Source organism: Pseudomonas sp. Pseusp18, assembly GCF_059506005.1.
In genome coordinates this window covers 5,936,649-5,963,536 of the sequence record NZ_CP169240.1, presented here as the reverse complement: position 1 = coordinate 5,963,536, position 26,888 = coordinate 5,936,649, and the positions used below count along the sequence as shown (strand labels likewise).

The window sequence follows — 26,888 nt, the reverse complement described above, 5'->3', positions numbered from 1 at the left end:
GCGAATTTTCGGCGAATGTCGTCTTCACAGTATAACCAGATTGCTTGGGGTTATATGGTCAAGTGAAGAAGCGCATACGGTGGATGCCTTGGCAGTCAGAGGCGATGAAAGACGTGGTAGCCTGCGAAAAGCTTCGGGGAGTCGGCAAACAGACTTTGATCCGGAGATGTCTGAATGGGGGAACCCAGCCATCATAAGATGGTTATCTTGTACTGAATACATAGGTGCAAGAGGCGAACCAGGGGAACTGAAACATCTAAGTACCCTGAGGAAAAGAAATCAACCGAGATTCCCTTAGTAGTGGCGAGCGAACGGGGACTAGCCCTTAAGTGGCTTTGAGATTAGCGGAACGCTCTGGAAAGTGCGGCCATAGTGGGTGATAGCCCTGTACGCGAAAATCTCTTAGTCATGAAATCGAGTAGGACGGAGCACGAGAAACTTTGTCTGAATATGGGGGGACCATCCTCCAAGGCTAAATACTACTGACTGACCGATAGTGAACTAGTACCGTGAGGGAAAGGCGAAAAGAACCCCGGAGAGGGGAGTGAAATAGATCCTGAAACCGTATGCGTACAAGCAGTGGGAGCCCACTTTGTTGGGTGACTGCGTACCTTTTGTATAATGGGTCAGCGACTTATTTTCAGTGGCGAGCTTAACCGAATAGGGGAGGCGTAGCGAAAGCGAGTCTTAATAGGGCGTCTAGTCGCTGGGAATAGACCCGAAACCGGGCGATCTATCCATGGGCAGGTTGAAGGTTAGGTAACACTGACTGGAGGACCGAACCGACTACCGTTGAAAAGTTAGCGGATGACCTGTGGATCGGAGTGAAAGGCTAATCAAGCTCGGAGATAGCTGGTTCTCCTCGAAAGCTATTTAGGTAGCGCCTCATGTATCACTGTAGGGGGTAGAGCACTGTTTCGGCTAGGGGGTCATCCCGACTTACCAAACCGATGCAAACTCCGAATACCTACAAGTGCCGAGCATGGGAGACACACGGCGGGTGCTAACGTCCGTCGTGAAAAGGGAAACAACCCAGACCGTCAGCTAAGGTCCCAAAGTTATGGTTAAGTGGGAAACGATGTGGGAAGGCTTAGACAGCTAGGAGGTTGGCTTAGAAGCAGCCACCCTTTAAAGAAAGCGTAATAGCTCACTAGTCGAGTCGGCCTGCGCGGAAGATGTAACGGGGCTCAAACCATACACCGAAGCTACGGGTATCACTTAGGTGATGCGGTAGAGGAGCGTTCTGTAAGCCTGTGAAGGTGAGTTGAGAAGCTTGCTGGAGGTATCAGAAGTGCGAATGCTGACATGAGTAACGACAATGGGTGTGAAAAACACCCACGCCGAAAGACCAAGGTTTCCTGCGCAACGTTAATCGACGCAGGGTTAGTCGGTCCCTAAGGCGAGGCTGAAAAGCGTAGTCGATGGAAAACAGGTTAATATTCCTGTACTTCTGGTTATTGCGATGGAGGGACGGAGAAGGCTAGGCCAGCTTGGCGTTGGTTGTCCAAGTTTAAGGTGGTAGGCTGGAATCTTAGGTAAATCCGGGATTCCTAAGGCCGAGAGCTGATGACGAGTGTTCTTTTAGAACACGAAGTGGTTGATGCCATGCTTCCAAGAAAAGCTTCTAAGCTTCAGGTAACCAGGAACCGTACCCCAAACCGACACAGGTGGTTGGGTAGAGAATACCAAGGCGCTTGAGAGAACTCGGGTGAAGGAACTAGGCAAAATGGCACCGTAACTTCGGGAGAAGGTGCGCCGGTGAGGGTGAAGCACTTGCTGCGTAAGCCCACGCCGGTCGAAGATACCAGGCCGCTGCGACTGTTTATTAAAAACACAGCACTCTGCAAACACGAAAGTGGACGTATAGGGTGTGACGCCTGCCCGGTGCCGGAAGGTTAATTGATGGGGTTAGCTAACGCGAAGCTCTTGATCGAAGCCCCGGTAAACGGCGGCCGTAACTATAACGGTCCTAAGGTAGCGAAATTCCTTGTCGGGTAAGTTCCGACCTGCACGAATGGCGTAACGATGGCGGCGCTGTCTCCACCCGAGACTCAGTGAAATTGAAATCGCTGTGAAGATGCAGTGTATCCGCGGCTAGACGGAAAGACCCCGTGAACCTTTACTATAGCTTTGCACTGGACTTTGAATTTGCTTGTGTAGGATAGGTGGGAGGCTTTGAAGCGTGGACGCCAGTTCGCGTGGAGCCATCCTTGAAATACCACCCTGGCAACTTTGAGGTTCTAACTCAGGTCCGTTATCCGGATCGAGGACAGTGTATGGTGGGTAGTTTGACTGGGGCGGTCTCCTCCTAAAGAGTAACGGAGGAGTACGAAGGTGCGCTCAGACCGGTCGGAAATCGGTCGTAGAGTATAAAGGCAAAAGCGCGCTTGACTGCGAGACAGACACGTCGAGCAGGTACGAAAGTAGGTCTTAGTGATCCGGTGGTTCTGTATGGAAGGGCCATCGCTCAACGGATAAAAGGTACTCCGGGGATAACAGGCTGATACCGCCCAAGAGTTCATATCGACGGCGGTGTTTGGCACCTCGATGTCGGCTCATCACATCCTGGGGCTGAAGCCGGTCCCAAGGGTATGGCTGTTCGCCATTTAAAGTGGTACGCGAGCTGGGTTTAGAACGTCGTGAGACAGTTCGGTCCCTATCTGCCGTGGACGTTTGAGATTTGAGAGGGGCTGCTCCTAGTACGAGAGGACCGGAGTGGACGAACCTCTGGTGTTCCGGTTGTCACGCCAGTGGCATTGCCGGGTAGCTATGTTCGGAATAGATAACCGCTGAAAGCATCTAAGCGGGAAACTAGCCTCAAGATGAGATCTCACTGGGACCTTGAGTCCCCTGAAGGGCCGTCGAAGACTACGACGTTGATAGGTTGGGTGTGTAAGCGCTGTGAGGCGTTGAGCTAACCAATACTAATTGCCCGTGAGGCTTGACCATATAACACCCAAGCAATTTGCGCTTAAGAGCCAGATTGCGGTGTGTGAAGACGCAATGAACCGAAAGTTCGCAACCATTCACAAAAGCCGCACAAACTATCGCATACCCAATTTGCTGAAGCGTCGAAAGACGGTTCGGTACCCGAATTTCTTGACGACCATAGAGCATTGGAACCACCTGATCCCATCCCGAACTCAGAAGTGAAACGATGCATCGCCGATGGTAGTGTGGGGTTTCCCCATGTGAGAGTAGGTCATCGTCAAGATTAAATTCCGAAACCCCTATCTGCGTATGCAGGTAGGGGTTTTGTTTTGCCCGCAGAAAAACTGACGTTTAGGGTTTCTATGCAACTGCTCGGTGTATGGCTATCATGCGGGCCTCATTGTGAGGCGAGACTTGCATGCTGACGTTGTTAAAGCTTCTTAAGGATGGCCGATTCCATTCGGGCCAGGCCCTGGGCGTAGCCTTGGGCGTCAGTCGTAGCGCTGTATGGAAGCAGCTTCAGCATTTGGAGGCTGAGCTCGGCTTATCCATTCATAAAGTGCGCGGTCGCGGCTATCAGCTGGCTGCGCCATTGACGCTGCTTGATCCTGTCGAGATATGCGCGCGTGAGCCTTCCTGTGAGTGGCCCATCCTGGTCCTCGACTCAATTGACTCAACCAATGCTGAAGCCTTGCGCGCTATCGAACGTGGCCAGATCGCGCCATTTCTGGTGCTTGCCGAGCGGCAAACGGCTGGTCGCGGACGGCGTGGACGCAAGTGGGTGAGTCCGTTCGCAGAAAACATCTATTACAGCCTGGTGTTGCGCATTGAGGGTGGGATGCGGCAGCTGGAAGGCTTGAGTCTAGTTGTTGGGCTCGCCGTACTGCAGGCCTTGCGAGAGCTTGGTATTTCAGGCGCGGGGTTGAAGTGGCCTAATGATGTTCTGGTTGGTCAGAAAAAAATTGCTGGAATATTGCTCGAATTAGTGGGCGATCCTGCAGATGTGTGTCACGTAGTGATCGGTGTCGGGATCAATGTGAACATGCAGATGACTGATGAGGTTGACCAGCAGTGGACGTCCATGCGGCTCGAGTCGGGCAAGGCGGTTGATCGCAATCACCTGGTTGCGAAGTTGGGCGTGATGCTCCGGGCCTACTTGAGTCGCCACCAGGTCGACGGATTTCCGGCTATCCGGGCGGAGTGGGAGCAAAATCATCTATGGCAGGGGCGCGCCGTGTCGTTGATTGCTGGAGCTAGTCAGATAGATGGAGAGGTGTTGGGTATCGATGGTCAGGGTGCCTTGCGCTTGAAGGTGAATGGCGTGGAAAAAGTCTTTAGTGGTGGTGAGCTCAGCCTGAGGTTGCGTGATGATTCTTGAGCTCGATTGTGGAAACAGTTTCATCAAGTGGCGTGTGCTCGGCGTGGATGTCGGGCGGGTGGTTGGTGAGGGTGTCGTTGATTCGGATCTCGCGCTGCTTGAGAGTTTGAAGGGGCTCAAGGGGCTCGCTCTCAAGCATTGTCGGTTAGTGAGCGTCAGAACCGCTGAAGAAACCGGAGCCTTGATCTCTTTGTTGTCAGAGACTTTCGGTGTTTCCGTAGTGTGCGCTACGCCGGCTCGCGAAATGTCCGGGGTTCGTAATGGCTATGAAGAGTTCGAGCGGCTAGGGCTTGATCGCTGGCTTGCAATGCTCGGAGGATTTCACCTGGCTTCAGGTGCTTGTCTGGTGCTCGACTTCGGTACCGCAGTCACGGCTGATTTTGTCGCTAGGGATGGCGAGCATCTTGGAGGCTTCATCTGTCCGGGAATGCCCTTAATGCGTAACCAGTTGCGTACTCATACCCGTAGAATCCGCTATGGCGACCTTGCTGCCGAGCGCGCTTTGGAGAGTCTTGTTCCTGGGCGTACTACCGTCGAGGCGGTCGAGCGAGGTTGCTTGCTGATGTTGAGAGGCTTTGTTCAGGCTCAGCTAGAGTTGGCGCGCAGCTATTGGGGGGAGGATTTCGCTGTATTCCTCACAGGAGGAGATGCTGATCTGGTCTCCGAGGTTGTGCCTGGGGCCAGGGTGGTTCCAGATTTGGTGTTTGTAGGGTTGGCTATGGCGTGTCCCTTGTCTTGAGGTTTTTATGCGTTGGTTGTTCCTGCTGCTGCTTGTTCTCAATGTGTTCTATTACGTCTGGCACCAACAGGAGGCTCCGCTTCGCGCGAAGGATGTAACCCCCTTGAGTATGTATCGGGGCTCTCAGCAGGACATTCGTTTGTTGAGCGAGGCGACTGATACGACCCGAGACAAAGGAAAATCCACGCAGACGGAAAGCAGTTGTCTCTATCTGGGCGGTTCTGCCCGGCAGGAAGTCGCTCAGGCAGTCGAGCATCGATTGAGTGGCATGGACATCAAGTTTCAGCCCTTGCCGAAGGATCTCCCTGAATATGCGGGTTACTGGGTGCGTGTGGCGCCGGAAAGCCGGCGTTTGCTGGACGACTTGCAGTTGCAAAGCCTTTCTAAAGAATTCAATGAGTTAAAACATAAAATAATGCCGTGTGAGGGGGTTGCACCTGTCGAATAGTTTGCATAGAATGGCGCCCGCTTCGCAGTGAAGACCTTTTAAAGGTTGACGGTGCGAAGCGAGGTCAACGCAGCTAACCTCAGGTTTTTAATGAGAAAATGCTTGACAGAAGGCTGGCATAGTATAGAATGCCGGCTCGCTTAGGAGGGGTTCCCGAGCGGCCAAAGGGATCAGACTGTAAATCTGACGTCTACGACTTCGAAGGTTCGAATCCTTCCCCCTCCACCATTTTTAGCGAGAGCTGCAAGCTCCGCGGGTATAGTTTAGTGGTAGAACCTCAGCCTTCCAAGCTGATGATGCGGGTTCGATTCCCGCTACCCGCTCCAGGTTTGCAGGTCCTGCAAAGTGTTACGCTCTTGTAGCTCAGTTGGTAGAGCACACCCTTGGTAAGGGTGAGGTCAGCGGTTCAAATCCGCTCAAGAGCTCCATATAACAAGGCAGATATGAAAATATCTGCCTTTGTTTTAATGGCTTGTAGATGCGCGTTGTTGCCTGAGAGGGTGTTGTGCGTCTTTGGTGCTGGTGTGCATGGCCAGGATCGATGAGTAAATTGTTGTAAAGTCTTTTTCGGGCCGGCATAATGGTCGGCCTGATTTTGTTTTAGGTCAGTAGCTCAATTGGCAGAGCGACGGTCTCCAAAACCGTAGGTTGGGGGTTCGATTCCCTCCTGACCTGCCAGATTCACCAGGTGTGTCTGGCTTTCTTTTCACAGGATCTTCATAGATGACTCCTAAAGCTGAAGCTCAAGGCTCTCGCTTCGATCTACTCAAGTGGCTGGTAGTAGTTGCTTTGGTGATTGTTGGCGTTGTTGGCAATCAGTATTACTCTGCTTCGCCGATCCTGTACCGCGTGCTCGCTTTGCTGGTCATTGCTGCTGTAGCTGCCTTTGTAGGCCTGCAGACGGTTAAGGGCAAGTCTTTCTTTGTACTGGTTAAGGAAGCGCGCACCGAGATTCGTAAAGTCGTTTGGCCAACTCGCCAAGAAACTACGCAGACCACGTTGATCGTTGTGGCTGTTGTTCTGGTTATGGCGTTGCTGTTGTGGGGGCTTGATTCCCTGCTCGGTTGGCTTGTTTCCTTGATCGTCGGCTAAGGGTGTCCCGTGGCTAAGCGTTGGTACGTTGTGCATGCTTACTCCGGTTACGAGAAGCATGTCATGCGTTCGTTGATCGAGCGCGTAAAGCTGGCTGGCATGGAAGATGGCTTCGGCGAAATTCTGGTTCCCACTGAAGAAGTGGTTGAAATGCGTAATGGCCAGAAGCGCAAAAGCGAACGCAAATTCTTCCCTGGTTATGTGCTGGTTCAGATGGACATGAACGAGGGTACTTGGCACTTGGTCAAGGATACTCCTCGGGTGATGGGTTTCATCGGTGGTACTGCCGACAAGCCTGCACCAATCACAGATAAAGAAGCAGAAGCGATTCTGCGTCGCGTTGCTGATGGTAGCGACAAGCCGAAGCCGAAGACGTTGTTCGAGCCGGGTGAGTCGGTACGTGTCAACGACGGGCCGTTTGCCGATTTTACCGGCACGGTTGAAGAGGTTAACTACGAAAAGAGCCGGATCCAAGTGGCGGTGCTCATTTTCGGTCGCTCTACTCCGGTAGAGTTGGAGTTCAGCCAGGTCGAAAAGGTCTAGCTGAGCAAGCATCCCAACCCCGCAGCCCTAGGCTGTGGGGTTTTGTCGTCACTGGGATAAACGCGCAAGTAACCGGGGAGCCTTTCGAGGCGTTTGAACCCGTAATTGGAGTGCCTCATGGCCAAGAAGATTACCGCTTACATCAAGCTGCAAGTGAAGGCCGCTCAGGCTAACCCAAGCCCACCTGTTGGTCCTGCTCTGGGTCAGCACGGCGTGAACATCATGGAATTCTGCAAGGCTTTCAACGCCCGTACTCAGGGTCTTGAGCCAGGTCTGCCGACTCCAGTGATCATCACTGTCTACAGCGACCGTAGCTTCACGTTCGAAACCAAATCCACTCCTGCTTCGGTTCTGCTGAAGAAGGCTGCTGGTCTGACTAGCGGTTCCGCTCGTCCGAACACCGTTAAGGTTGGCACTGTGACTCGTGCTCAGCTGGAAGAAATCGCGAAAACCAAAAACGCGGATCTGACTGCAGCTGATATGGAAGCAGCCGTGCGTACTATCGCCGGTTCTGCTCGTAGCATGGGCCTTAACGTGGAGGGTGTGTAATGGCTAAGCTGACCAAGCGTCAAAAGGCTATCGCCGGCAAAATCGAAGCAGGCAAGGCCTACAACTTTGTAGACGCTGCTGCTCTGCTGTCCGAGCTGTCGACTGTCAAGTTCAGCGAGTCGTTCGACGTAGCTGTGAACCTGGGTGTTGACCCGCGTAAATCCGACCAGGTCGTTCGTAGCGCTACCGTGCTGCCGCACGGTACCGGCAAGACCGTTCGCGTTGCTGTGTTCACTCAGGGTCCAGCTGCCGAGGCCGCTCTGGCTGCCGGCGCTGACCGTGTAGGTATGGACGACCTGGCTGCCGAAATGAAAGGCGGCGACCTGAACTATGACGTAGTGATCGCATCCCCGGATGCAATGCGCGTTGTAGGTCAGTTGGGTCAGATCCTCGGTCCACGTGGTCTGATGCCTAACCCTAAAGTCGGCACAGTAACTCCAGACGTAGCTACCGCGGTTAAAAACGCCAAGGCTGGTCAGGTTCGTTATCGCACCGACAAAAACGGCATCATCCACACTTCCGTTGGCAAAGTCGGCTTCGATGCCGTCAAGCTGAAGGAAAACGTTGAAGCCCTGATCGCTGATCTGAAGCGTATCAAGCCAGCTTCCTCGAAAGGTATTTACGTCAAGCGCGTTACCCTGAGCACTACTATGGGTCCAGGTCTGGTCATCGACCAGGGTTCGCTCGACGCGTAAGACGCAGGTTGGCGCAAGTAATTGCGCCAATTGAAAGATTGGGGTCCCTGCCTGGCGGGGGCTATCCAAGACCGTAGGCGACGCAAGTCTTAAACCTCAAGCCTACGCAGATGGTGCTCCCGGTTCCTTACCGAATCAGACACCAAAACGACATCCGGTTTCGACTGGATGAAACGGTAACAAGCAGGAGTTAAACCCGTGGCAATTAAACTCGAAGACAAGAAGGCCATCGTCGCTGAAGTCAACGAGGCTGCCAAAGTCGCTCTGTCCGCTGTCGTGGCTGATGCCCGTGGCGTAACAGTAGGCGCGATGACCGGACTCCGTAAAGAGGCTCGTGAAGCTGGCGTTTATGTACGTGTCGTACGTAACACCCTGCTCAAGCGCGCTGTTGCTGACACTGAATTCAGTGTCCTCAACGACGTGTTCACCGGCCCTACCCTGATTGCATTCTCCAAAGAACATCCAGGCGCTGCTGCCCGGATTTTCAAAGAGTTCGCCAAGGGTCAGGACAAGTTCGAGATCAAGGCAGCTGCGTTTGATGGCAAGTTCCTTGCCGCTAACCAGATCGACGTGTTGGCTACCCTGCCGACCCGCGACGAAGCTATTGCGAAACTGATGAGCGTGATCCAAGGCGCTACCAGCAAGCTGGCTCGTACCCTGGCAGCCGTTCGCGACCAGAAAGAAGCTGCTGCTGCCTAAGGCACAGCGAGACCTTTCAAAATCATATGTTTAATTTGATGGCTGCGTAAGCTGTCACCCCAATACAGGATTCAAGTCATGTCTCTGACTAACGAACAAATCATCGAAGCAATCGGCCAGAAAACCGTTCTGGAAGTTGTTGAGCTGATCAAAGCAATGGAAGAAACCTTCGGCGTTACCGCTGCTGTTGCTGCTGCTGGTCCAGCTGCTGCTGCCGCTGTTGTTGAAGAGCAAACTGAATTCAACGTCATGCTGACCGAAGCTGGCGAGAAGAAAGTTAACGTGATCAAGGCTGTACGTGAGCTGACCGGTCTGGGCCTGAAAGAAGCCAAGGCTGTAGTTGACGGCGCTCCTGCCATGGTTCTGGAAGCTGTTGCCAAAGACGCAGCTGACAAAGCCAAAGCAGCTCTGGAAGAAGCAGGCGCTAAAGTCGAGCTGAAATAAGCATCGACTTTGCTCCTCCAGCCCGAGCGTTAAGCGAAAGGCTGATGGCTGGTGGCTCTTGCCACCGGCCTTTTTCCGTTATTGGCAGCCGACTGGGTCGGTGCTGGTAACGAGCTGTATCCACCCGATGTGGTGGCGCAAACCATGGGGTTTGCACGATTTTCTGGCTGCTCCCGTCGGGAGGGGCCAAACAAGCAGGTGACCAAGCTGGGGAACGCTGATGGCTTACTCATATACTGAGAAAAAACGTATCCGCAAGGACTTTAGCAAGTTGCCGGACGTCATGGATGTGCCGTACCTCCTGGCCATCCAGCTGGATTCGTATCGTGAATTCTTGCAAGCGGGAGCGACTAAAGATCAGTTCCGCGACGTGGGCCTGCATGCGGCCTTCAAATCCGTTTTCCCGATCATCAGCTACTCCGGCAATGCTGCGCTGGAGTACGTCGGTTATCGCCTGGGCGAACCGGCATTTGATGTCAAAGAATGCGTATTGCGCGGTGTAACTTACGCCGTACCTTTGCGGGTAAAAGTGCGCCTGATCATTTTCGACAAAGAATCGTCGAACAAAGCGATCAAGGACATCAAAGAGCAAGAAGTCTACATGGGTGAAATCCCCCTGATGACTGAGAACGGTACCTTCGTAATCAACGGTACCGAGCGTGTAATCGTTTCCCAGCTGCACCGTTCCCCGGGCGTGTTCTTCGACCACGACCGTGGCAAGACGCACAGCTCCGGCAAACTGCTGTACTCCGCGCGCATCATTCCTTACCGCGGTTCGTGGTTGGACTTCGAGTTCGACCCGAAAGATTGCGTATTTGTGCGTATCGACCGTCGCCGCAAGCTGCCTGCATCGGTACTGCTGCGCGCGCTGGGCTATACCACTGAAGAAGTGCTGGACGCGTTCTACACCACCAACGTCTTCCATGTGCAGGGTGAAAACCTCAGCCTGGAACTGGTGCCTCAGCGCCTGCGTGGTGAAATTGCTGTCCTCGATATTCAGGATGACAAAGGCAAGGTTATTGTCGAGCAAGGTCGTCGTATCACCGCTCGCCACATCAACCAGCTGGAAAAAGCCGGGATCAAAGAGCTGCAAGTGCCTCTGGACTACGTCCTGGGTCGCACTACCGCCAAGGTCATCGTGCATCCGGCTACCGGCGAAATCCTGGCAGAGTGCAACACCGAGCTGAACACCGAAATCCTGGCAAAAATTGCCAAGGCGGGCGTTGTTCGCATCGAAACTCTGTACACCAACGATATCGACTGCGGTCCGTTCGTCTCCGACACCCTGAAGATCGACTCCACCAGCAACCAATTGGAAGCGCTGGTCGAAATCTATCGCATGATGCGTCCAGGCGAGCCGCCAACCAAGGACGCTGCCGAGACACTGTTCAACAACCTGTTCTTCAGTCCTGAGCGCTATGACCTGTCTGCGGTCGGCCGGATGAAGTTCAACCGTCGTATCGGTCGTACCGAGATCGAAGGTTCGGGCGTGTTGTGCAAAGAAGACATCGTCGCGGTTCTGAAGACTCTGGTCGACATCCGTAACGGTAAAGGCATCGTCGATGACATCGACCACCTGGGTAACCGTCGTGTTCGCTGCGTAGGCGAAATGGCCGAGAACCAGTTCCGCGTTGGCCTGGTACGTGTTGAGCGTGCGGTCAAAGAGCGTCTGTCGATGGCGGAAAGCGAAGGCCTGATGCCGCAAGACCTGATCAACGCCAAGCCAGTGGCTGCGGCGGTGAAAGAGTTCTTCGGTTCCAGTCAGCTGTCCCAGTTCATGGACCAGAACAACCCGCTGTCCGAGATCACCCACAAGCGTCGCGTCTCTGCACTCGGCCCAGGCGGTTTGACTCGCGAACGTGCAGGCTTCGAAGTCCGTGACGTACACCCGACTCACTACGGTCGTGTATGCCCGATTGAAACGCCGGAAGGTCCGAACATCGGTCTGATCAACTCCCTGGCCGCCTATGCGCGCACCAACCAGTACGGCTTCCTCGAGAGCCCGTACCGTGTGGTGAAAGACGCTCTGGTCACCGACGAGATCGTTTTCCTGTCCGCCATCGAAGAAGCTGATCACGTGATCGCTCAGGCTTCGGCCACGATGAACGACAAGAAAGTCCTGATCGACGAGCTGGTAGCTGTTCGTCACTTGAACGAGTTCACCGTCAAGGCGCCGGAAGATGTCACCTTGATGGACGTGTCGCCGAAGCAGGTAGTTTCGGTTGCTGCGTCGCTGATCCCGTTCCTCGAGCACGACGACGCCAACCGTGCGTTGATGGGTTCGAACATGCAGCGTCAAGCTGTACCAACCCTGCGTGCTGACAAGCCGCTGGTAGGTACCGGCATGGAACGTAACGTGGCTCGCGACTCCGGCGTTTGCGTCGTGGCTCGTCGTGGCGGCGTGATCGATTCCGTCGATGCCAGCCGTATCGTGGTTCGTGTTGCTGATGATGAAGTTGAAACCGGCGAAGCTGGTGTCGACATCTACAACCTGACCAAGTACACCCGCTCCAACCAGAACACCTGCATCAACCAGCGTCCGCTGGTGAGCAAAGGTGATCGGGTTCAGCGCAGCGACATCATGGCCGACGGTCCGTCCACCGATATGGGTGAACTGGCTCTGGGTCAGAACATGCGCATCGCGTTCATGGCATGGAACGGCTTCAACTTCGAAGACTCCATCTGCCTGTCCGAGCGTGTTGTTCAGGAAGACCGTTTCACCACGATCCACATCCAGGAACTGACCTGTGTGGCGCGTGACACCAAGCTTGGGCCAGAGGAAATCACAGCAGACATCCCGAACGTGGGTGAAGCTGCACTGAACAAGCTGGACGAAGCCGGTATCGTTTACGTAGGTGCTGAAGTAGGCGCAGGCGACATCCTGGTAGGTAAGGTCACTCCGAAAGGCGAGACCCAACTGACTCCGGAAGAAAAACTGCTGCGTGCGATCTTCGGTGAAAAAGCCAGCGACGTTAAAGACACCTCCCTGCGTGTGCCTACCGGCACCAAGGGTACTGTCATCGACGTACAGGTCTTCACCCGTGACGGCGTTGAGCGTGATGCTCGTGCACTGTCGATCGAGAAGACTCAACTCGACGAGATCCGCAAGGACCTGAACGAAGAGTTCCGTATCGTTGAAGGCGCTACTTTCGAACGTCTGCGTTCCGCTCTGGTCGGCCACAAAGCCGAAGGCGGCGCCGGTCTGAAGAAAGGTCAGGAAATCACCGACGAAGTTCTCGACGGTCTTGAGCACGGCCAGTGGTTCAAGCTGCGCATGGCTGAAGATGCTCTGAACGAGCAGCTCGAGAAGGCTCAGGCCTACATCGTTGATCGCCGCCGTCTGCTGGACGACAAGTTCGAAGACAAGAAGCGCAAGCTGCAGCAGGGCGATGACCTGGCTCCAGGCGTGCTGAAAATCGTCAAGGTTTACCTGGCAATCCGTCGCCGCATCCAGCCGGGCGACAAGATGGCCGGTCGTCACGGTAACAAGGGTGTGGTCTCCGTGATCATGCCGGTTGAAGACATGCCGCACGATGCCAATGGCACCCCGGTCGACGTCGTCCTCAACCCGTTGGGCGTACCTTCGCGTATGAACGTTGGTCAGATCCTTGAAACCCACCTGGGCCTCGCGGCCAAAGGTCTGGGCGAGAAGATCAACCGGATGGTCGAAGAGCAGCGTAAGGTTGCTGAACTTCGCACCTTCCTGGACGAGATCTACAACCAGATCGGCGGTCGTAACGAAGATCTGGATAGCTTCTCCGACCAGGAAATCCTGGATCTGGCGAAGAACCTGCGTGGCGGCGTTCCAATGGCCACTCCAGTGTTCGACGGCGCCAAGGAAAGCGAAATCAAGGCCATGCTGAAACTGGCAGACCTGCCAGAAAGCGGCCAGATGCAGCTGACCGACGGCCGTACCGGCAACAAGTTCGAGCGCCCGGTTACTGTTGGCTACATGTACATGCTGAAGCTGAACCACTTGGTAGACGACAAGATGCACGCTCGTTCTACCGGTTCGTACAGCCTGGTTACCCAGCAGCCGCTGGGTGGTAAGGCGCAGTTCGGTGGTCAGCGTTTCGGGGAGATGGAGGTCTGGGCACTGGAAGCATACGGTGCTGCTTACACTCTGCAAGAAATGCTCACAGTGAAGTCGGACGATGTGAACGGCCGGACCAAGATGTACAAAAACATCGTGGACGGCGATCACCGTATGGAGCCGGGCATGCCCGAGTCCTTCAACGTGTTGATCAAGGAAATTCGTTCCCTCGGCATCGATATCGATCTGGAAACCGAATAACACGTGACGCGAATCGAGAGCGGGGCAGGATTGCCCGCTCTCTGCTCCGCCAGGAGGAAAGGCCTTGAAAGACCTACTGAATTTGCTGAAAAACCAGGGTCAAGTCGAAGAGTTCGACGCCATCCGTATTGGATTGGCATCGCCTGAGATGATCCGTTCGTGGTCGTTCGGTGAAGTTAAAAAGCCGGAAACCATCAACTACCGTACGTTCAAACCTGAGCGTGACGGCCTGTTCTGCGCCAAGATCTTTGGCCCGGTAAAGGATTACGAGTGCCTGTGCGGTAAGTACAAGCGCTTGAAGCACCGTGGTGTGATCTGCGAGAAGTGCGGCGTTGAAGTCGCGCTGGCAAAAGTTCGTCGTGAGCGCATGGCGCACATCGAGCTGGCCTCGCCAGTAGCCCACATCTGGTTCCTGAAATCGCTGCCGTCCCGTATCGGCTTGCTGATGGACATGACCCTGCGTGATATCGAGCGCGTTCTCTACTTCGAGAGCTATGTCGTTATCGATCCAGGCATGACCACCCTTGAAAAGGGTCAGCTGCTCAACGACGAGCAGTACTTCGAAGCGCTGGAAGAGTTCGGCGACGATTTCGATGCCCGCATGGGTGCCGAAGCTGTCCGTGAACTGCTGCACGCTATCGACCTGGAACACGAGATTGGCCGTCTGCGTGAAGAGATTCCGCAAACCAACTCCGAAACCAAAATCAAAAAGCTGTCCAAGCGTCTGAAGTTGATGGAAGCCTTCCAGGGTTCCGGCAACCTGCCAGAGTGGATGGTGCTGACCGTTCTGCCGGTTCTGCCGCCAGATCTGCGTCCACTGGTCCCATTGGATGGCGGTCGTTTCGCGACTTCCGACCTCAACGATCTATATCGTCGAGTGATCAACCGTAACAACCGTTTGAAGCGCCTGCTTGATCTGTCCGCTCCGGACATCATCGTGCGCAACGAAAAGCGTATGTTGCAGGAAGCCGTCGACGCACTGCTCGACAACGGTCGTCGTGGCCGCGCTATCACCGGTTCCAACAAGCGTCCTCTGAAATCCCTGGCTGACATGATCAAGGGTAAGCAAGGTCGTTTCCGTCAGAACTTGCTCGGTAAGCGTGTTGACTACTCCGGTCGTTCGGTAATTACCGTAGGTCCGACTCTGCGTCTGCACCAGTGCGGTCTGCCGAAGAAGATGGCTCTCGAGCTGTTCAAGCCGTTCATTTTCGGCAAGCTGGAAATGCGTGGTCTTGCTACCACCATCAAAGCGGCCAAGAAGATGGTTGAGCGTGAGCTGCCAGAGGTTTGGGACGTTCTCGCTGAAGTGATTCGCGAACACCCGGTTCTCCTCAACCGTGCACCGACCCTTCACCGTCTGGGTATCCAGGCGTTTGAACCGGTACTGATCGAAGGTAAGGCTATCCAGCTGCACCCTCTGGTCTGTGCTGCGTACAACGCCGACTTCGACGGCGACCAAATGGCCGTGCACGTACCGCTGACGCTGGAAGCCCAGCTGGAAGCGCGTGCGTTGATGATGTCGACCAACAACATTCTGTCGCCAGCCAACGGTGAGCCAATCATCGTTCCTTCGCAGGACGTTGTATTGGGTCTGTACTACATGACTCGTGAAGCGATCAACGCCAAAGGCGAAGGTCGTGTGTTCGCGGATCTGCAAGAAGTTGACCGTGTGTTCCGTGCCGGCGAAGCCGCACTGCACGCCAAGGTCAAGGTGCGGATCAACGAAACCGTGAACGATCGTGATGGCGGCAGCGTGACCAACACTCGTATCGTCGACACTACCGTCGGCCGTGCGCTGTTGTTCCAGGTTGTGCCAAAAGGTCTGTCCTTCGACGTCGTCAACCTGCCGATGAAGAAGAAAGCGATCTCCAAACTGATCAACCAGTGCTACCGCGTGGTTGGTTTGAAAGAGACCGTGATCTTCGCTGACCAGTTGATGTACACCGGTTTTGCCTATTCGACCATCTCCGGCGTTTCCATCGGTGTTAACGACTTCGTTATCCCTGATGAAAAAGCCCGCATCATCGGTGCAGCCACCGACGAAGTGAAAGAGATCGAAAGTCAGTACGCCTCCGGCCTGGTAACCCAGGGCGAGAAGTACAACAAGGTGATCGACCTTTGGTCCAAGGCGAACGACGAAGTTTCCAAGGCGATGATGGCCAACCTCTCGAAAGAGAAAGTCATCGACCGTCATGGCGTCGAAGTCGACCAGGAATCCTTCAACTCGATGTACATGATGGCCGACTCGGGCGCACGGGGTTCTGCCGCGCAGATCCGTCAGCTCGCCGGTATGCGTGGCCTGATGGCCAAGCCGGACGGTTCCATCATCGAAACGCCGATTACTGCGAACTTCCGTGAAGGTTTGAGCGTACTTCAGTACTTCATCTCTACTCACGGTGCTCGTAAAGGTCTGGCGGATACCGCGTTGAAAACTGCGAACTCCGGTTACCTGACTCGTCGTCTGGTAGACGTGGCGCAGGATCTGGTTGTGACCGAGATCGATTGCGGCACCGAACATGGCCTGGTGATGACTCCGCACATTGAAGGCGGTGACGTTGTTGAGCCGTTGGGTGAGCGCGTATTGGGTCGTGTCATTGCCCGTGACGTATTCAAGCCAGGTACCGAGGAAGTTATCGTTCCTGCCGGCACTCTGGTAGACGAGAAGTGGGTCGAGTTCATCGAGCTGAACAGCATCGACGAAGTGATCGTGCGTTCGCCGATCAGCTGCGAAACCCGCTACGGCATTTGCGCCAAGTGCTACGGCCGTGACTTGGCTCGTGGTCACCAGGTGAACATCGGTGAAGCGGTCGGCGTTATCGCTGCCCAGTCCATCGGTGAGCCGGGTACCCAGCTGACCATGCGTACGTTCCACATCGGTGGTGCGGCAAGCCGGACCTCCGCAGCCGACAGCGTTCAGGTGAAGAATGGCGGTACCGTCCGTCTGCATAACCTGAAGCACGTTGAGCGAGTGGATGGTTGCCTGGTTGCTGTGTCCCGTTCCGGTGAGCTGGCAATCGCTGATGACTTCGGTCGTGAGCGTGAGCGCTACAAGCTGCCGTACGGTGCTGTGATTTCGGTTAAAGAAGGTGACAAGGTCGACGCTGGCGCAATCGTGGCCAAGTGGGATCCGCACACTCACCCAATCGTTACCGAAATGAAAGGTACCGTGACCTACGTGGGCATGGAAGAAGGCATCACGATCAAGCGTCAGACTGACGAATTGACCGGTATGACCAACATTGAAGTACTCGACGCCAAAGACCGTCCAGCTGCCGGTAAAGATATCCGTCCTGCTGTGAAGATGGTTGATGACAACGGCAAGGATCTCTTGCTGCCGGGTACCGACGTAATTGCTCAGTACTTCCTGCCTGCTAACGCCCTGGTCGGTGTAGCGGACGGTGCGAAAATCGCGATCGGTGATGTTATCGCTCGTATTCCGCAAGAGACTTCGAAGACCCGTGACATCACCGGTGGTCTGCCGCGTGTTGCCGACTTGTTCGAAGCCCGTCGTCCGAAAGAAGCCTCGATCCTGGCTGAAGTCAGCGGCACCATCGCGTTCGGTAAAGAGACCAAAGGCAAGCGCCGTCTGGTTATCACCCCGAACGACGGTAGCGATCCGTACGAAGAGCTGATTCCGAAGTGGCGTCACCTGAACGTCTTCGAAGGCGAACAGGTAAACCGCGGCGAAGTTATCTCCGACGGTCCGAGCGATCCACACGACATCCTGCGTCTGCTGGGTGTGAGTGCGCTGGCCAAGTACATCGTGAACGAGATCCAGGACGTTTACCGTCTGCAAGGCGTGAAGATCAACGACAAGCACATCGAGACCATCCTGCGTCAGATGCTGCGTAAAGTTGAGATCGCTGAGTCCGGCGACTCCAGTTTCATCAAGGGCGACCAGATGGAATTGACTCACGTACTGGTAGAGAACGAGCGTCTGAGCACTGAAGACAAATTTGTCTCCAAGTTCACTCGTGTACTGCTGGGTATCACCAAGGCGTCGTTGTCCACCGAATCGTTCATCTCGGCGGCTTCCTTCCAGGAAACCACTCGCGTACTGACCGAAGCGGCGGTAACCGGCAAGCGCGATTACCTGCGCGGCCTGAAAGAAAACGTGGTCGTGGGTCGTCTGATCCCGGCCGGTACCGGTCTGGCTTATCACAGCGAGCGCAAGCGCCGCCGTGATGCTGACAAACCGTTGCGCGTGAGCGCCAGTGAAGTGGAAGCTGCACTGACCGAAGCGCTGAACTCGAGCGGTAACTGAGTTCTGCGGTAGTAAATGAGTGCAGGCCCTGATCGCTCCGTTCATCCAGTCGAGACAATTTGTCGAGGTTGGATGGGGGGAGAGGTCGGGGCCTTGCCTTGACTGGGGACAAGATCCTCTTTAGACTCTTGTACCCCTAAATTTGGCGGGGATTCGTTCCTGCCATTTTGCTTTTCTTGCAAGACAATAGCGTCGCAAGACAACAGTGGAGCTAGTAGATGGCAACTATCAACCAGCTGGTACGTCAGCCGCGTAAGCGTATCGTCGAGAAATCCGACGTGCCTGCGCTGCAGAACTGCCCGCAACGTCGTGGCGTATGCACCCGTGTGTATACCACTACGCCGAAAAAACCTAACTCGGCACTGCGTAAAGTATGCCGTGTGCGTCTGACCAACGGTTTCGAGGTTTCCTCGTACATCGGTGGTGAAGGCCACAACCTGCAAGAGCACAGCGTGGTACTGATCCGCGGCGGTCGTGTAAAAGACTTGCCAGGTGTTCGTTACCACACCGTTCGCGGCTCTTTGGATACTTCCGGCGTTAAAGGTCGTAACCAAGGTCGTTCGAAGTACGGTACCAAGCGTCCGAAGTAATAGTCGCTTGCAGCAAAAAACCGATTTCTATTTTTCTGAGTCGATAAGAGTAAGGTCGGAGGCGTCCCGAAAGGGCACCGATTCCGAGCGAACCTGAAGACCGTTTGAGGGCTTATCCATGCCAAGAAGACGCGTAGCAGCCAAGCGCGAAGTGCTTGACGATCCAAAATACGGAAGCCAAATCCTGGCCAAGTTCATGAACCACGTGATGGAAAGCGGCAAAAAAGCCGTTGCCGAGCGTATCGTTTATGGCGCGCTGGAAAAGGTTAAAGAGCGCAAGAACAGCGACCCCCTGGAAATCTTCGAGAAAGCTCTCGACGCCATCGCTCCGCTGGTCGAAGTAAAGTCGCGCCGTGTAGGCGGTGCTACTTACCAGGTTCCGGTCGAAGTTCGTCCGTCCCGTCGTAACGCGCTGGCAATGCGCTGGTTGGTAGACTTCGCCCGTAAGCGCGGCGAGAAGTCTATGGCTCTGCGTTTGGCTGGCGAACTGTTGGACGCTGCTGAAGGTAAAGGTGCTGCTGTTAAGAAGCGTGAAGACGTGCACCGTATGGCTGAAGCCAACAAGGCTTTCTCGCACTACCGCTTCTAATTTTAGCTTCACTAATTTTGCGAGGGCTTTATGGCTCGTACTACTCCGATTAGCCGCTACCGTAACATCGGTATCGTTGCTCACGTGGATGCTGGTAAAACCACCACCACCGAGCGCGTCCTTTTTTACACTGGCAAAAGTCACAAAATGGGCGAGGTGCATGACGGCGCCGCGACCACAGACTGGATGGTGCAGGAGCAGGAGCGTGGTATTACCATTACTTCTGCTGCTATCACCGCCTTCTGGAAAGGTTCTGAGAAGCAGTACTCGCACGAACACCGTTTCAACGTTATCGATACCCCGGGCCACGTAGACTTCACTATTGAAGTTGAACGCTCCCTGCGCGTACTCGACGGCGCTGTCGTTGTGTTCTGCGGTACTTCGGGTGTTGAGCCTCAGTCGGAAACCGTATGGCGTCAGGCCAACAAGTACGGCGTTCCACGTCTTGTTTACGTGAACAAGATGGACCGTGCTGGCGCTAACTTCCTGCGCGTGATCGGTCAGATCAAGCAGCGTCTGGGTCACACTCCGGTGCCAATCCAGTTGGCTATCGGTTCCGAAGACAACTTCCAGGGTCAGATCGATCTGATCAACATGCAAGCTGTCTACTGGAATGACTCTGACAAGGGTATGGTCCCTGTTCGCAAGGACATTCCTGCTGAGCTGCAAGAGCTGGCTGAAGAGTGGCGCAGCAACATGGTCGAGGCTGCGGCCGAAGCCAACGAAGAGCTGATGAACAAGTATCTCGAAGGGGAAGAGCTCTCCATCGAGGAAATCAAGGCCGCTCTGCGTCAGCGTACTATCGCTGGTGAGATCGTTCTGGCTGTTTGCGGTTCTTCCTTCAAGAACAAGGGTGTTCCCCTGGTTCTCGACGCCGTTATCGACTTCCTGCCTGCTCCAACCGACATTCCTGCTATCAAGGGTTCCAACCCGGATAACGAGGAAGAGGAAATGGAGCGTCATGCAAGCGACGACGAGCCTTTCGCGGCTCTGGCGTTCAAAATCGCTACCGACCCATTCGTGGGTACCTTGACCTTTGTTCGGGTTTACTCGGGCGTGTTGGCCTCCGGCGACGGCGTGATCAACTCGGTAAAAGGCAAGAAAGAGCGCGTGGGTCGTATGGTGCAAATGCACGCAAACGCCCGTGAAGAAATCAAGGAAGTGCGCGCTGGTGACATCGCGGCCTTGATCGGCATGAAGGACGTCACCACTGGTGAAACTTTGTGCAACGCTGACAAGCCAATCATCCTGGTTCGCATGGACTTCCCGGAGCCGGTTATTTCGGTTGCCGTAGAGCCTAAGACCAAGGATGACCAGGAAAAAATGGGTATCGCTCTGGGCAAACTTGCTCAGGAAGACCCGTCTTTCCGCGTCAAAACTGATGAAGAGACTGGTCAAACGATCATCTCCGGCATGGGCGAGCTGCACCTGGACATCCTGGTTGACCGGATGCGCCGTGAGTTCAACGTCGAAGCCAACATCGGTAAGCCTCAAGTTTCGTACCGTGAGCGCATCACGAAGAGCTGCGAAATCGAAGGCAAGTTCGTTCGTCAGTCCGGCGGTCGTGGCCAGTTCGGTCATTGCTGGATCCGTTTTGCACCTGCTGACGAAGGTCAGGAAGGTCTGCAATTCCTGAACGAAGTAGTGGGTGGTGTGGTTCCTAAGGAATACATCCCGGCTATCCAGAAGGGTATCGAAGAGCAGATGAAGAACGGTGTTGTTGCCGGCTATCCGCTGATCGGCCTGAAGGCTACCGTGTTTGATGGTTCTTACCACGACGTCGACTCGAACGAGATGGCGTTTAAGGTGGCTGCTTCCATGGCGACCAAGCAACTGGCCCAGAAGGGTGGTGGTGAGTTGCTTGAGCCGATCATGGCGGTAGAGGTTGTTACGCCTGAAGACTATATGGGTGACGTGATGGGCGACCTTAACCGTCGTCGCGGCATGATTCTGGGTATGGAAGATACGGTTTCCGGTAAAGTAATTCGTGCCGAGGTTCCGTTGGGCGAGATGTTCGGTTATGCGACCGACGTTCGTTCCATGTCTCAGGGTCGCGCAAGCTACTCTATGGAATTCAAAAAATACAATACGGCTCCGTCGCACATCGTCGAAACCGTTACCAAAAAACAAGGCTGATTCAGTCCTTTAGGCAAGGAGTTAATTGTCGTGGCTAAAGAAAAATTTGATCGTTCCCTACCGCACGTCAACGTTGGCACTATCGGTCACGTTGACCACGGTAAAACCACTCTGACCGCTGCTCTGACTCGCGTCTGCTCCGAAGTTTTCGGTTCGGCTCGTGTTGACTTCGACAAGATCGACAGCGCACCAGAAGAAAAAGCTCGCGGTATCACCATCAACACCGCTCACGTTGAGTACAACTCGAAGATCCGTCACTACGCTCACGTTGACTGCCCAGGTCACGCTGACTATGTGAAGAACATGATCACCGGTGCTGCTCAAATGGACGGCGCTATCCTGGTTTGCTCGGCCGCTGATGGTCCGATGCCACAAACCCGTGAGCACATCCTGCTGTCCCGTCAGGTAGGCGTTCCGTACATCGTGGTTTTCCTGAACAAGGCTGACCTGGTAGACGACGCTGAGCTGCTGGAACTGGTTGAGATGGAAGTGCGCGATCTGCTGAGCACTTACGACTTCCCAGGCGACGACACTCCAATCATCATCGGCTCCGCTCGTATGGCGCTGGATGGTCTGGACGATAACGAGATGGGCACCACTGCCGTCAAGAAACTGGTTGAAACTCTGGACAGCTACATCCCAGAACCAGTTCGTCTGACTGACAAGCCGTTCCTGATGCCAATCGAAGACGTATTCTCGATCTCGGGTCGCGGTACTGTTGTGACTGGTCGTATCGAGCGCGGTATCGTTCGCGTTCAGGATCCACTGGAAATCGTTGGTCTGCGTGACACCACCGTCACCACCTGCACCGGTGTTGAAATGTTCCGCAAGCTGCTCGACGAAGGTCGTGCTGGCGAGAACTGCGGCGTGCTGCTGCGCGGCACCAAGCGTGATGACGTGGAGCGTGGTCAGGTTCTGGTTAAGCCAGGTACCGTTAAGCCGCACACCAAGTTCACCGCAGAAGTTTACGTTCTGAGCAAAGAAGAAGGCGGTCGTCACACTCCGTTCTTCAAAGGCTACCGTCCACAGTTCTACTTCCGTACTACTGACGTGACTGGTAACTGCGAGCTGCCAGAAGGCGTTGAAATGGTAATGCCAGGCGATAACATTCAAATGACTGTTACCCTGATCAAAACCATCGCAATGGAAGACGGTCTGCGTTTCGCTATTCGCGAAGGCGGCCGTACCGTTGGTGCTGGCGTTGTAGCTAAAATCATCGAGTAAGCTTCTCTTCTGAGATAGCTTCGATGCTTTGAAAAAGCCCCCGCTTAGCGGGGGCTTTTTTATTGGGTTGACACCTATCGGGGGCGTCTATAGAATTGCGCCTCCTTTTAACGGGCGTATTGCGCCCGGTGGGAATAGCAGCCGGAGTCTGAAATCCAATGCAAAATCAGCAAATCCGTATCAGGTTGAAGGCTTTTGACCATCGCCTGATCGACCAATCCACCCAGGAAATCGTGGAAACCGCGAAACGTACTGGTGCTCAAGTGCGTGGTCCAATTCCACTGCCTACCCGTAAAGAGCGGTTCACCGTTCTGGTCTCCCCGCACGTCAACAAAGACGCGCGTGACCAGTACGAGATCCGTACTCATAAGCGCGTTCTGGACATCGTCCAGCCAACGGATAAAACCGTTGATGCTCTTATGAAGCTTGATCTTGCGGCCGGTGTGGAAGTGCAGATCAGCCTCGGCTAAGACTCGGTCTTAGTCGTGTAACGCTCTGAAATGGGCGGCCATAGCGGGTGAAAGCCCCGTACACTCATGAGGTTTACAACATGACTATTGGTGTAGTCGGTCGTAAATGCGGTATGACCCGTATTTTCACCGAAGAAGGTGTCTCCATTCCGGTCACGGTCATTGAGATCGAGCCGAATCGCGTCACCCAGTTCAAAACTGAAGAGACCGATGGCTATCGTGCAGTGCAAGTCACTGTAGGCGAGCGTCGTGCTTCGCGTGTTACAGCTGCGCAAGCTGGCCACTTCGCTAAGGCGAACGTTGCCGCTGGTCGTACCGTAATGGAATTCCGCCTTGAAGAAGGCGAGTACCAGGCCGGCGATCTGATCAACGCTGAAATCTTCGCTGCTGGTCAACTGGTTGATGTAACCGGTCAGTCCAAGGGTAAAGGCTTCCAGGGTACGATCAAGCGTTGGAATTTCCGCGGGCAAGATAACACCCACGGTAACTCCGTATCCCACCGCGTTCCAGGCTCTATCGGCCAGTGCCAGACTCCTGGTCGTGTATTCAAGGGCAAAAAAATGTCCGGTCATATGGGCGCTGAGCGCGTGACCGTGCAGTCCCTCGAAGTAGTGCGCGTGGACGCTGAACGCAATCTGTTGTTGGTCAAGGGCGCTGTTCCTGGCGCTACTGGCGGCAACTTGGTTGTACGTCCAGCAGCCAAGGCTCGCGGTTAAGGGGAAGCTGACATGCAATTAAATGTAAATGACGCTCAAGCGATCGAAGTTTCCGAACTGACATTTGGCGGCGAATTCAACGAGACGCTGGTTCACCAAGCAGTCGTGGCCTACATGGCCGGCGGCCGTCAAGGTAGCAAGCAGCAAAAGACCCGTTCCGACGTTCGTGGTGGCGGTAAGCGCCCATGGCGTCAGAAAGGTACTGGCCGTGCTCGTGCCGGTACTATCCGTAGCCCAATCTGGCGTGGCGGCGGTACCACTTTCGCAGCTCGTCCTCAGGATCACTCCCAGAAGCTGAACAAGAAGATGTATCGCGCAGCAATGCGTTCCATCCTTGCTGAGCTGGTGCGTACTGATCGTCTGGTCGTGGTTCAGGATTTCGCTGTTGAAACGCCGAAAACCAAAGACCTGCTGGGCAAACTGAACAACATGAGCCTGACCGACGTTCTGATCGTGTCGGACGCTGTTGATCAGAACCTGTACCTGGCTGCTCGTAACCTGCCGCACGTTGATGTACGTGATGTGCAAGGTTCCGATCCAGTTAGTCTGATCGCATACGACAAGGTGTTGATCACCGTGTCGGCCGTGAAGAAATTCGAGGAGCTGCTGGGATGAACCAGGAACGCGTATTTAAAGTTCTGCTTGGCCCGCACGTTTCCGAGAAGGCTACGGTTCTGGCAGACAAGAAAGGCCAGTTCGTTTTCAAGGTTGCCACTGACGCAACCAAGCTGGAAATCAAGAAGGCCGTCGAAAGCCTGTTCAGCGTGAAAGTAGAGCGTGTTACTACCCTGAATGTTCTGGGTAAGAGCAAGCGCACTGCTCGCGGTCTGGGCAAGCGTAATGACTGGAAGAAGGCAGTTATCTCCCTTCAGCCAGGCCAAGATCTCGATTTCAGCAGCAGTGCTGAGTAAGGAAGGGGTGCATCATGGCAATCGTTAAATGCAAACCGACTTCCCCTGGCCGCCGTTTTGTGGTCAAGGTGGTCAACCAGGAGCTGCATAAAGGCGCTCCTCACGCACCGCTGCTCGAGAAAAAATCGAAGACTGGTGGTCGTAACAACAATGGTCGTATTACCACTCGTCACATCGGTGGTGGCCATAAGCAGCATTATCGTCTGGTCGATTTCCGTCGCAACGACAAAGATGGCATCGCTGCCACTGTTGAGCGTATCGAATACGATCCAAACCGTACTGCTCACATCGCTCTGCTGCTGTACGCAGATGGCGAGCGTCGCTACATCATTGCGCCTAAAGGCGTGAGTGCTGGCGACCAGCTGATCGCAGGTGCTCTGGCACCGATCAAGCCGGGCAACGCTCTGCAACTGCGTAACATTCCAGTTGGTAGCACCGTACACGGCATCGAATTGAAGCCAGGTAAAGGCGCGCAAATCGCTCGTTCCGCTGGTGCTTCGGCTCAGCTGATCGCTCGTGAAGGTGTCTACGTGACCCTGCGTCTGCGTTCTGGTGAGATGCGTAAAGTGCTGGCTGAGTGCCGCGCGACCCTGGGCGAAGTCTCGAACTCCGAGCACAGCCTGCGTTCGCTGGGTAAAGCTGGTGCCAAACGCTGGCGTGGCGTTCGCCCAACCGTTCGTGGTGTTGCCATGAACCCGGTTGACCACCCACATGGTGGTGGTGAAGGTCGTACCTCTGGTGGTCGTCATCCGGTATCGCCATGGGGCTTCCCGACTAAGGGCGCGAAGACTCGTGGTAATAAGCGTACCGACAAAATGATCGTCCGTCGTCGCAAGTAAATAGAGGGATACGACAGTGCCACGTTCTCTGAAAAAAGGTCCTTTTATCGATCTTCACCTACTGAAGAAGATCGAAGTGGCGGCGGAAAAGAACGATCGCAAACCAGTTAAAACCTGGTCGCGTCGCTCGATGATCCTGCCACAAATGGTCGGTCTGACCATCGCAGTACACAACGGTCGTCAACACGTCCCAGTTCTCGTTAACGAAGACATGGTCGGCCACAAACTGGGCGAGTTCGCCGGTACCCGCACATATCGTGGGCACGTGGCAGACAAGAAAGCCAAGCGTTAAGGGGTTAGGAAATGGAAGTAGCCGCTAAGTTGTCGGGCGCTCGAATCTCCGCCCAGAAAGCCCGCTTGGTCGCCGACCAGATCCGCGGGAAGAAGGTGGGCGAAGCGCTCAACCTGTTGGCTTTCAGCAGTAAGAAAGCCGCCGAGATCATGAAGAAAGTGCTGGAGTCGGCCGTAGCCAACGCCGAGCATAACGAAGGCGCAGACGTTGATGACCTGAAAGTCAGCACCGTTTTCGTTAACGAAGGGCGTTCGCTGAAGCGCATCATGCCACGTGCCAAAGGCCGTGCTGATCGCATCGTCAAGCGGTCTTGCCATATCACTGTCAAGGTTGCTGACAAGTAACGGAGTCGAAGAGATGGGTCAGAAAGTACATCCCATTGGCATTCGCCTGGGAATCGTCAAGGAGCACACCTCCGTCTGGTACGCAGACGGTCGGACTTATGCGGACTACTTGTTCGCTGATCTGAAGGTGCGTGAGTATCTCCAAGACAAACTAAAAAGCGCGTCCGTAAGCCGTATCGATATCCATCGTCCGGCCCAAACTGCACGTATCACCATCCACACCGCTCGTCCAGGTATCGTTATCGGGAAGAAAGGTGAAGATGTTGAGAAACTGCGTCAGGACCTGACCAAGCAAATGGGTGTGCCTGTGCACATCAATATCGAAGAGATCCGCAAGCCGGAGCTCGACGGTATGCTGGTTGCGCAGAGCGTAGCTCAGCAGCTGGAGCGTCGCGTAATGTTCCGTCGCGCTATGAAGCGCGCTGTTCAGAACGCCATGCGCATTGGTGCCAAAGGCATCAAAATCCAAGTGAGCGGTCGTCTCGGCGGTGCTGAAATCGCACGTACTGAATGGTATCGCGAAGGTCGTGTGCCTCTGCACACCCTGCGTGCCGACATCGACTATGCCAACTACGAAGCTCACACCACTTATGGTGTGATCGGTGTAAAGGTTTGGATCTTCAAAGGCGAAGTAATTGGTGGTCGCCAAGAAGAACTGAAACCACAAGCACCAGCGCCTCGTAAAAAAGCTGCTAAGTAAG

General features: G+C 54.7%; 23 protein-coding genes, 4 tRNA genes and 2 rRNA genes. All 29 read left to right on the top strand.

From position 1 onward, the window contains the following. Positions 1-56: 56 nt before the first annotated feature. The 29 genes from ACEN9A_RS26940 to rpsC all read left to right on the top strand — a co-directional run bounded on the left by ACEN9A_RS26940 (position 57) and on the right by rpsC (position 26,887). Positions 57-2,949 (top strand): 23S ribosomal RNA (locus ACEN9A_RS26940). Between the two features lie 149 nt (positions 2,950-3,098). Then, positions 3,099-3,214 (top strand): 5S ribosomal RNA (gene rrf / locus ACEN9A_RS26935). A gap of 135 nt (positions 3,215-3,349) precedes the next feature. Then, entirely contained in the window at positions 3,350-4,309 is a 960-nt protein-coding gene (gene birA / locus ACEN9A_RS26930; protein ID WP_019650825.1) for a bifunctional biotin--[acetyl-CoA-carboxylase] ligase/biotin operon repressor BirA, read from the top strand. After that, positions 4,299-5,048, top strand: a complete 750-nt coding sequence (locus tag ACEN9A_RS26925) for a pantothenate kinase (RefSeq protein WP_258671298.1) — start codon at positions 4,299-4,301, stop codon at positions 5,046-5,048. Before birA ends, ACEN9A_RS26925 begins: the two co-directional genes overlap by 11 nt. A 7-nt stretch (positions 5,049-5,055) precedes the next feature. After that, complete coding sequence (locus ACEN9A_RS26920) at positions 5,056-5,496, top strand: hypothetical protein (RefSeq protein WP_019650827.1); 441 nt, start codon at positions 5,056-5,058, stop codon at positions 5,494-5,496. Between the two features lie 143 nt (positions 5,497-5,639). Next, positions 5,640-5,724, top strand: a tRNA-Tyr gene (locus ACEN9A_RS26915). Between the two features lie 24 nt (positions 5,725-5,748). Next, a tRNA-Gly gene (locus ACEN9A_RS26910) sits at positions 5,749-5,822 on the top strand. A 26-nt stretch (positions 5,823-5,848) separates the two neighbouring features. Next, positions 5,849-5,924: transfer RNA gene (locus ACEN9A_RS26905), tRNA-Thr, on the top strand. Between the two features lie 174 nt (positions 5,925-6,098). Further along, positions 6,099-6,174, top strand: a tRNA-Trp gene (locus ACEN9A_RS26900). 45 nt (positions 6,175-6,219) lie between these two features. Beyond that, positions 6,220-6,588: a preprotein translocase subunit SecE gene (gene secE / locus ACEN9A_RS26895; RefSeq protein ID WP_007933728.1), complete on the top strand. Its 369-nt coding sequence runs from the start codon at positions 6,220-6,222 to the stop codon at positions 6,586-6,588. 9 nt (positions 6,589-6,597) lie between these two features. Beyond that, positions 6,598-7,131, top strand: a complete 534-nt coding sequence (nusG, locus tag ACEN9A_RS26890; protein ID WP_007933727.1) for a transcription termination/antitermination protein NusG — start codon at positions 6,598-6,600, stop codon at positions 7,129-7,131. Positions 7,132-7,248: 117 nt separating this feature from the next. Then, positions 7,249-7,680 (top strand): 50S ribosomal protein L11, encoded by a 432-nt coding sequence (rplK, locus tag ACEN9A_RS26885; protein WP_007933726.1) that lies wholly within the window; start codon positions 7,249-7,251, stop codon positions 7,678-7,680. Further along, complete coding sequence (rplA, locus tag ACEN9A_RS26880) at positions 7,680-8,375, top strand: 50S ribosomal protein L1 (RefSeq protein WP_007933725.1); 696 nt, start codon at positions 7,680-7,682, stop codon at positions 8,373-8,375. The genes rplK and rplA overlap by 1 nt, the downstream gene beginning before the upstream one ends. Positions 8,376-8,573: 198 nt before the next feature. Beyond that, a complete protein-coding gene (gene rplJ, locus ACEN9A_RS26875; RefSeq protein ID WP_018925653.1) occupies positions 8,574-9,074 on the top strand; it encodes a 50S ribosomal protein L10 in 501 nt (166 codons plus the stop codon). Positions 9,075-9,152: 78 nt separating this feature from the next. After that, positions 9,153-9,518 carry a 50S ribosomal protein L7/L12 gene (gene rplL / locus ACEN9A_RS26870; RefSeq protein WP_018925654.1) on the top strand — a complete coding sequence of 122 codons (366 nt, stop codon included), beginning with the start codon at positions 9,153-9,155 and terminating at the stop codon, positions 9,516-9,518. A 220-nt stretch (positions 9,519-9,738) separates the two neighbouring features. Further along, the gene (gene rpoB / locus ACEN9A_RS26865; RefSeq protein WP_018925655.1) at positions 9,739-13,812 is read left to right on the top strand and encodes a DNA-directed RNA polymerase subunit beta; all 4,074 of its coding nucleotides are present in this window, start codon (positions 9,739-9,741) and stop codon (positions 13,810-13,812) included. Between the two features lie 64 nt (positions 13,813-13,876). Further along, the gene (gene rpoC / locus ACEN9A_RS26860) at positions 13,877-18,076 is read left to right on the top strand and encodes a DNA-directed RNA polymerase subunit beta' (protein WP_019650829.1); all 4,200 of its coding nucleotides are present in this window, start codon (positions 13,877-13,879) and stop codon (positions 18,074-18,076) included. Positions 18,077-18,294: 218 nt separating this feature from the next. Further along, complete coding sequence (gene rpsL / locus ACEN9A_RS26855) at positions 18,295-18,666, top strand: 30S ribosomal protein S12 (RefSeq protein ID WP_003186084.1); 372 nt, start codon at positions 18,295-18,297, stop codon at positions 18,664-18,666. Positions 18,667-18,784: 118 nt separating this feature from the next. Continuing rightward, positions 18,785-19,255, top strand: a complete 471-nt coding sequence (gene rpsG, locus ACEN9A_RS26850; protein WP_002555493.1) for a 30S ribosomal protein S7 — start codon at positions 18,785-18,787, stop codon at positions 19,253-19,255. Positions 19,256-19,285: 30 nt separating this feature from the next. Next, positions 19,286-21,391: an elongation factor G gene (gene fusA / locus ACEN9A_RS26845; RefSeq protein ID WP_007933703.1), complete on the top strand. Its 2,106-nt coding sequence runs from the start codon at positions 19,286-19,288 to the stop codon at positions 21,389-21,391. A gap of 30 nt (positions 21,392-21,421) precedes the next feature. Further along, positions 21,422-22,615 (top strand): elongation factor Tu, encoded by a 1,194-nt coding sequence (gene tuf, locus ACEN9A_RS26840; protein WP_007933700.1) that lies wholly within the window; start codon positions 21,422-21,424, stop codon positions 22,613-22,615. Between the two features lie 158 nt (positions 22,616-22,773). Further along, a complete protein-coding gene (rpsJ, locus tag ACEN9A_RS26835) occupies positions 22,774-23,085 on the top strand; it encodes a 30S ribosomal protein S10 (protein WP_003186070.1) in 312 nt (103 codons plus the stop codon). Positions 23,086-23,165: 80 nt separating this feature from the next. Beyond that, positions 23,166-23,801: a 50S ribosomal protein L3 gene (gene rplC, locus ACEN9A_RS26830; RefSeq protein ID WP_003186059.1), complete on the top strand. Its 636-nt coding sequence runs from the start codon at positions 23,166-23,168 to the stop codon at positions 23,799-23,801. Positions 23,802-23,813: 12 nt separating this feature from the next. Next, positions 23,814-24,416 carry a 50S ribosomal protein L4 gene (rplD, locus tag ACEN9A_RS26825; RefSeq protein ID WP_003228735.1) on the top strand — a complete coding sequence of 201 codons (603 nt, stop codon included), beginning with the start codon at positions 23,814-23,816 and terminating at the stop codon, positions 24,414-24,416. Further along, positions 24,413-24,712, top strand: coding sequence for a 50S ribosomal protein L23 (gene rplW / locus ACEN9A_RS26820; protein ID WP_002555488.1), 300 nt, complete (start codon positions 24,413-24,415; stop codon positions 24,710-24,712). The genes rplD and rplW overlap by 4 nt, the downstream gene beginning before the upstream one ends. 14 nt (positions 24,713-24,726) lie before the next feature. After that, positions 24,727-25,551, top strand: coding sequence for a 50S ribosomal protein L2 (gene rplB, locus ACEN9A_RS26815; protein ID WP_003210080.1), 825 nt, complete (start codon positions 24,727-24,729; stop codon positions 25,549-25,551). A 16-nt stretch (positions 25,552-25,567) separates the two neighbouring features. Next, complete coding sequence (gene rpsS / locus ACEN9A_RS26810; RefSeq protein ID WP_002555486.1) at positions 25,568-25,843, top strand: 30S ribosomal protein S19; 276 nt, start codon at positions 25,568-25,570, stop codon at positions 25,841-25,843. Positions 25,844-25,854: 11 nt separating this feature from the next. Then, complete coding sequence (gene rplV, locus ACEN9A_RS26805; RefSeq protein ID WP_003103908.1) at positions 25,855-26,187, top strand: 50S ribosomal protein L22; 333 nt, start codon at positions 25,855-25,857, stop codon at positions 26,185-26,187. 13 nt (positions 26,188-26,200) lie between these two features. Next, positions 26,201-26,887 carry a 30S ribosomal protein S3 gene (gene rpsC, locus ACEN9A_RS26800; protein ID WP_003176422.1) on the top strand — a complete coding sequence of 229 codons (687 nt, stop codon included), beginning with the start codon at positions 26,201-26,203 and terminating at the stop codon, positions 26,885-26,887. The last annotated feature ends 1 nt before the right edge of the window (position 26,888 follow it).

Coding starts and splice junctions, on each gene's coding strand:
- rplL (WP_018925654.1), top strand. CDS start 9,153: ATGTCTCTGACTAACGAACAAATCATCGAAGCAATCGGCCAGAAAACC.
- ACEN9A_RS26920 (WP_019650827.1), top strand. CDS start 5,056: ATGCGTTGGTTGTTCCTGCTGCTGCTTGTTCTCAATGTGTTCTATTAC.
- ACEN9A_RS26925 (WP_258671298.1), top strand. CDS start 4,299: ATGATTCTTGAGCTCGATTGTGGAAACAGTTTCATCAAGTGGCGTGTG.
- rplK (WP_007933726.1), top strand. CDS start 7,249: ATGGCCAAGAAGATTACCGCTTACATCAAGCTGCAAGTGAAGGCCGCT.
- rplA (WP_007933725.1), top strand. CDS start 7,680: ATGGCTAAGCTGACCAAGCGTCAAAAGGCTATCGCCGGCAAAATCGAA.
- rpsC (WP_003176422.1), top strand. CDS start 26,201: ATGGGTCAGAAAGTACATCCCATTGGCATTCGCCTGGGAATCGTCAAG.
- rpsL (WP_003186084.1), top strand. CDS start 18,295: ATGGCAACTATCAACCAGCTGGTACGTCAGCCGCGTAAGCGTATCGTC.
- fusA (WP_007933703.1), top strand. CDS start 19,286: ATGGCTCGTACTACTCCGATTAGCCGCTACCGTAACATCGGTATCGTT.
- rplD (WP_003228735.1), top strand. CDS start 23,814: ATGCAATTAAATGTAAATGACGCTCAAGCGATCGAAGTTTCCGAACTG.
- rpsJ (WP_003186070.1), top strand. CDS start 22,774: ATGCAAAATCAGCAAATCCGTATCAGGTTGAAGGCTTTTGACCATCGC.
- rpoB (WP_018925655.1), top strand. CDS start 9,739: ATGGCTTACTCATATACTGAGAAAAAACGTATCCGCAAGGACTTTAGC.
- secE (WP_007933728.1), top strand. CDS start 6,220: ATGACTCCTAAAGCTGAAGCTCAAGGCTCTCGCTTCGATCTACTCAAG.
- rplC (WP_003186059.1), top strand. CDS start 23,166: ATGACTATTGGTGTAGTCGGTCGTAAATGCGGTATGACCCGTATTTTC.
- rplB (WP_003210080.1), top strand. CDS start 24,727: ATGGCAATCGTTAAATGCAAACCGACTTCCCCTGGCCGCCGTTTTGTG.
- birA (WP_019650825.1), top strand. CDS start 3,350: ATGCTGACGTTGTTAAAGCTTCTTAAGGATGGCCGATTCCATTCGGGC.
- rplV (WP_003103908.1), top strand. CDS start 25,855: ATGGAAGTAGCCGCTAAGTTGTCGGGCGCTCGAATCTCCGCCCAGAAA.
- rpsG (WP_002555493.1), top strand. CDS start 18,785: ATGCCAAGAAGACGCGTAGCAGCCAAGCGCGAAGTGCTTGACGATCCA.
- rplW (WP_002555488.1), top strand. CDS start 24,413: ATGAACCAGGAACGCGTATTTAAAGTTCTGCTTGGCCCGCACGTTTCC.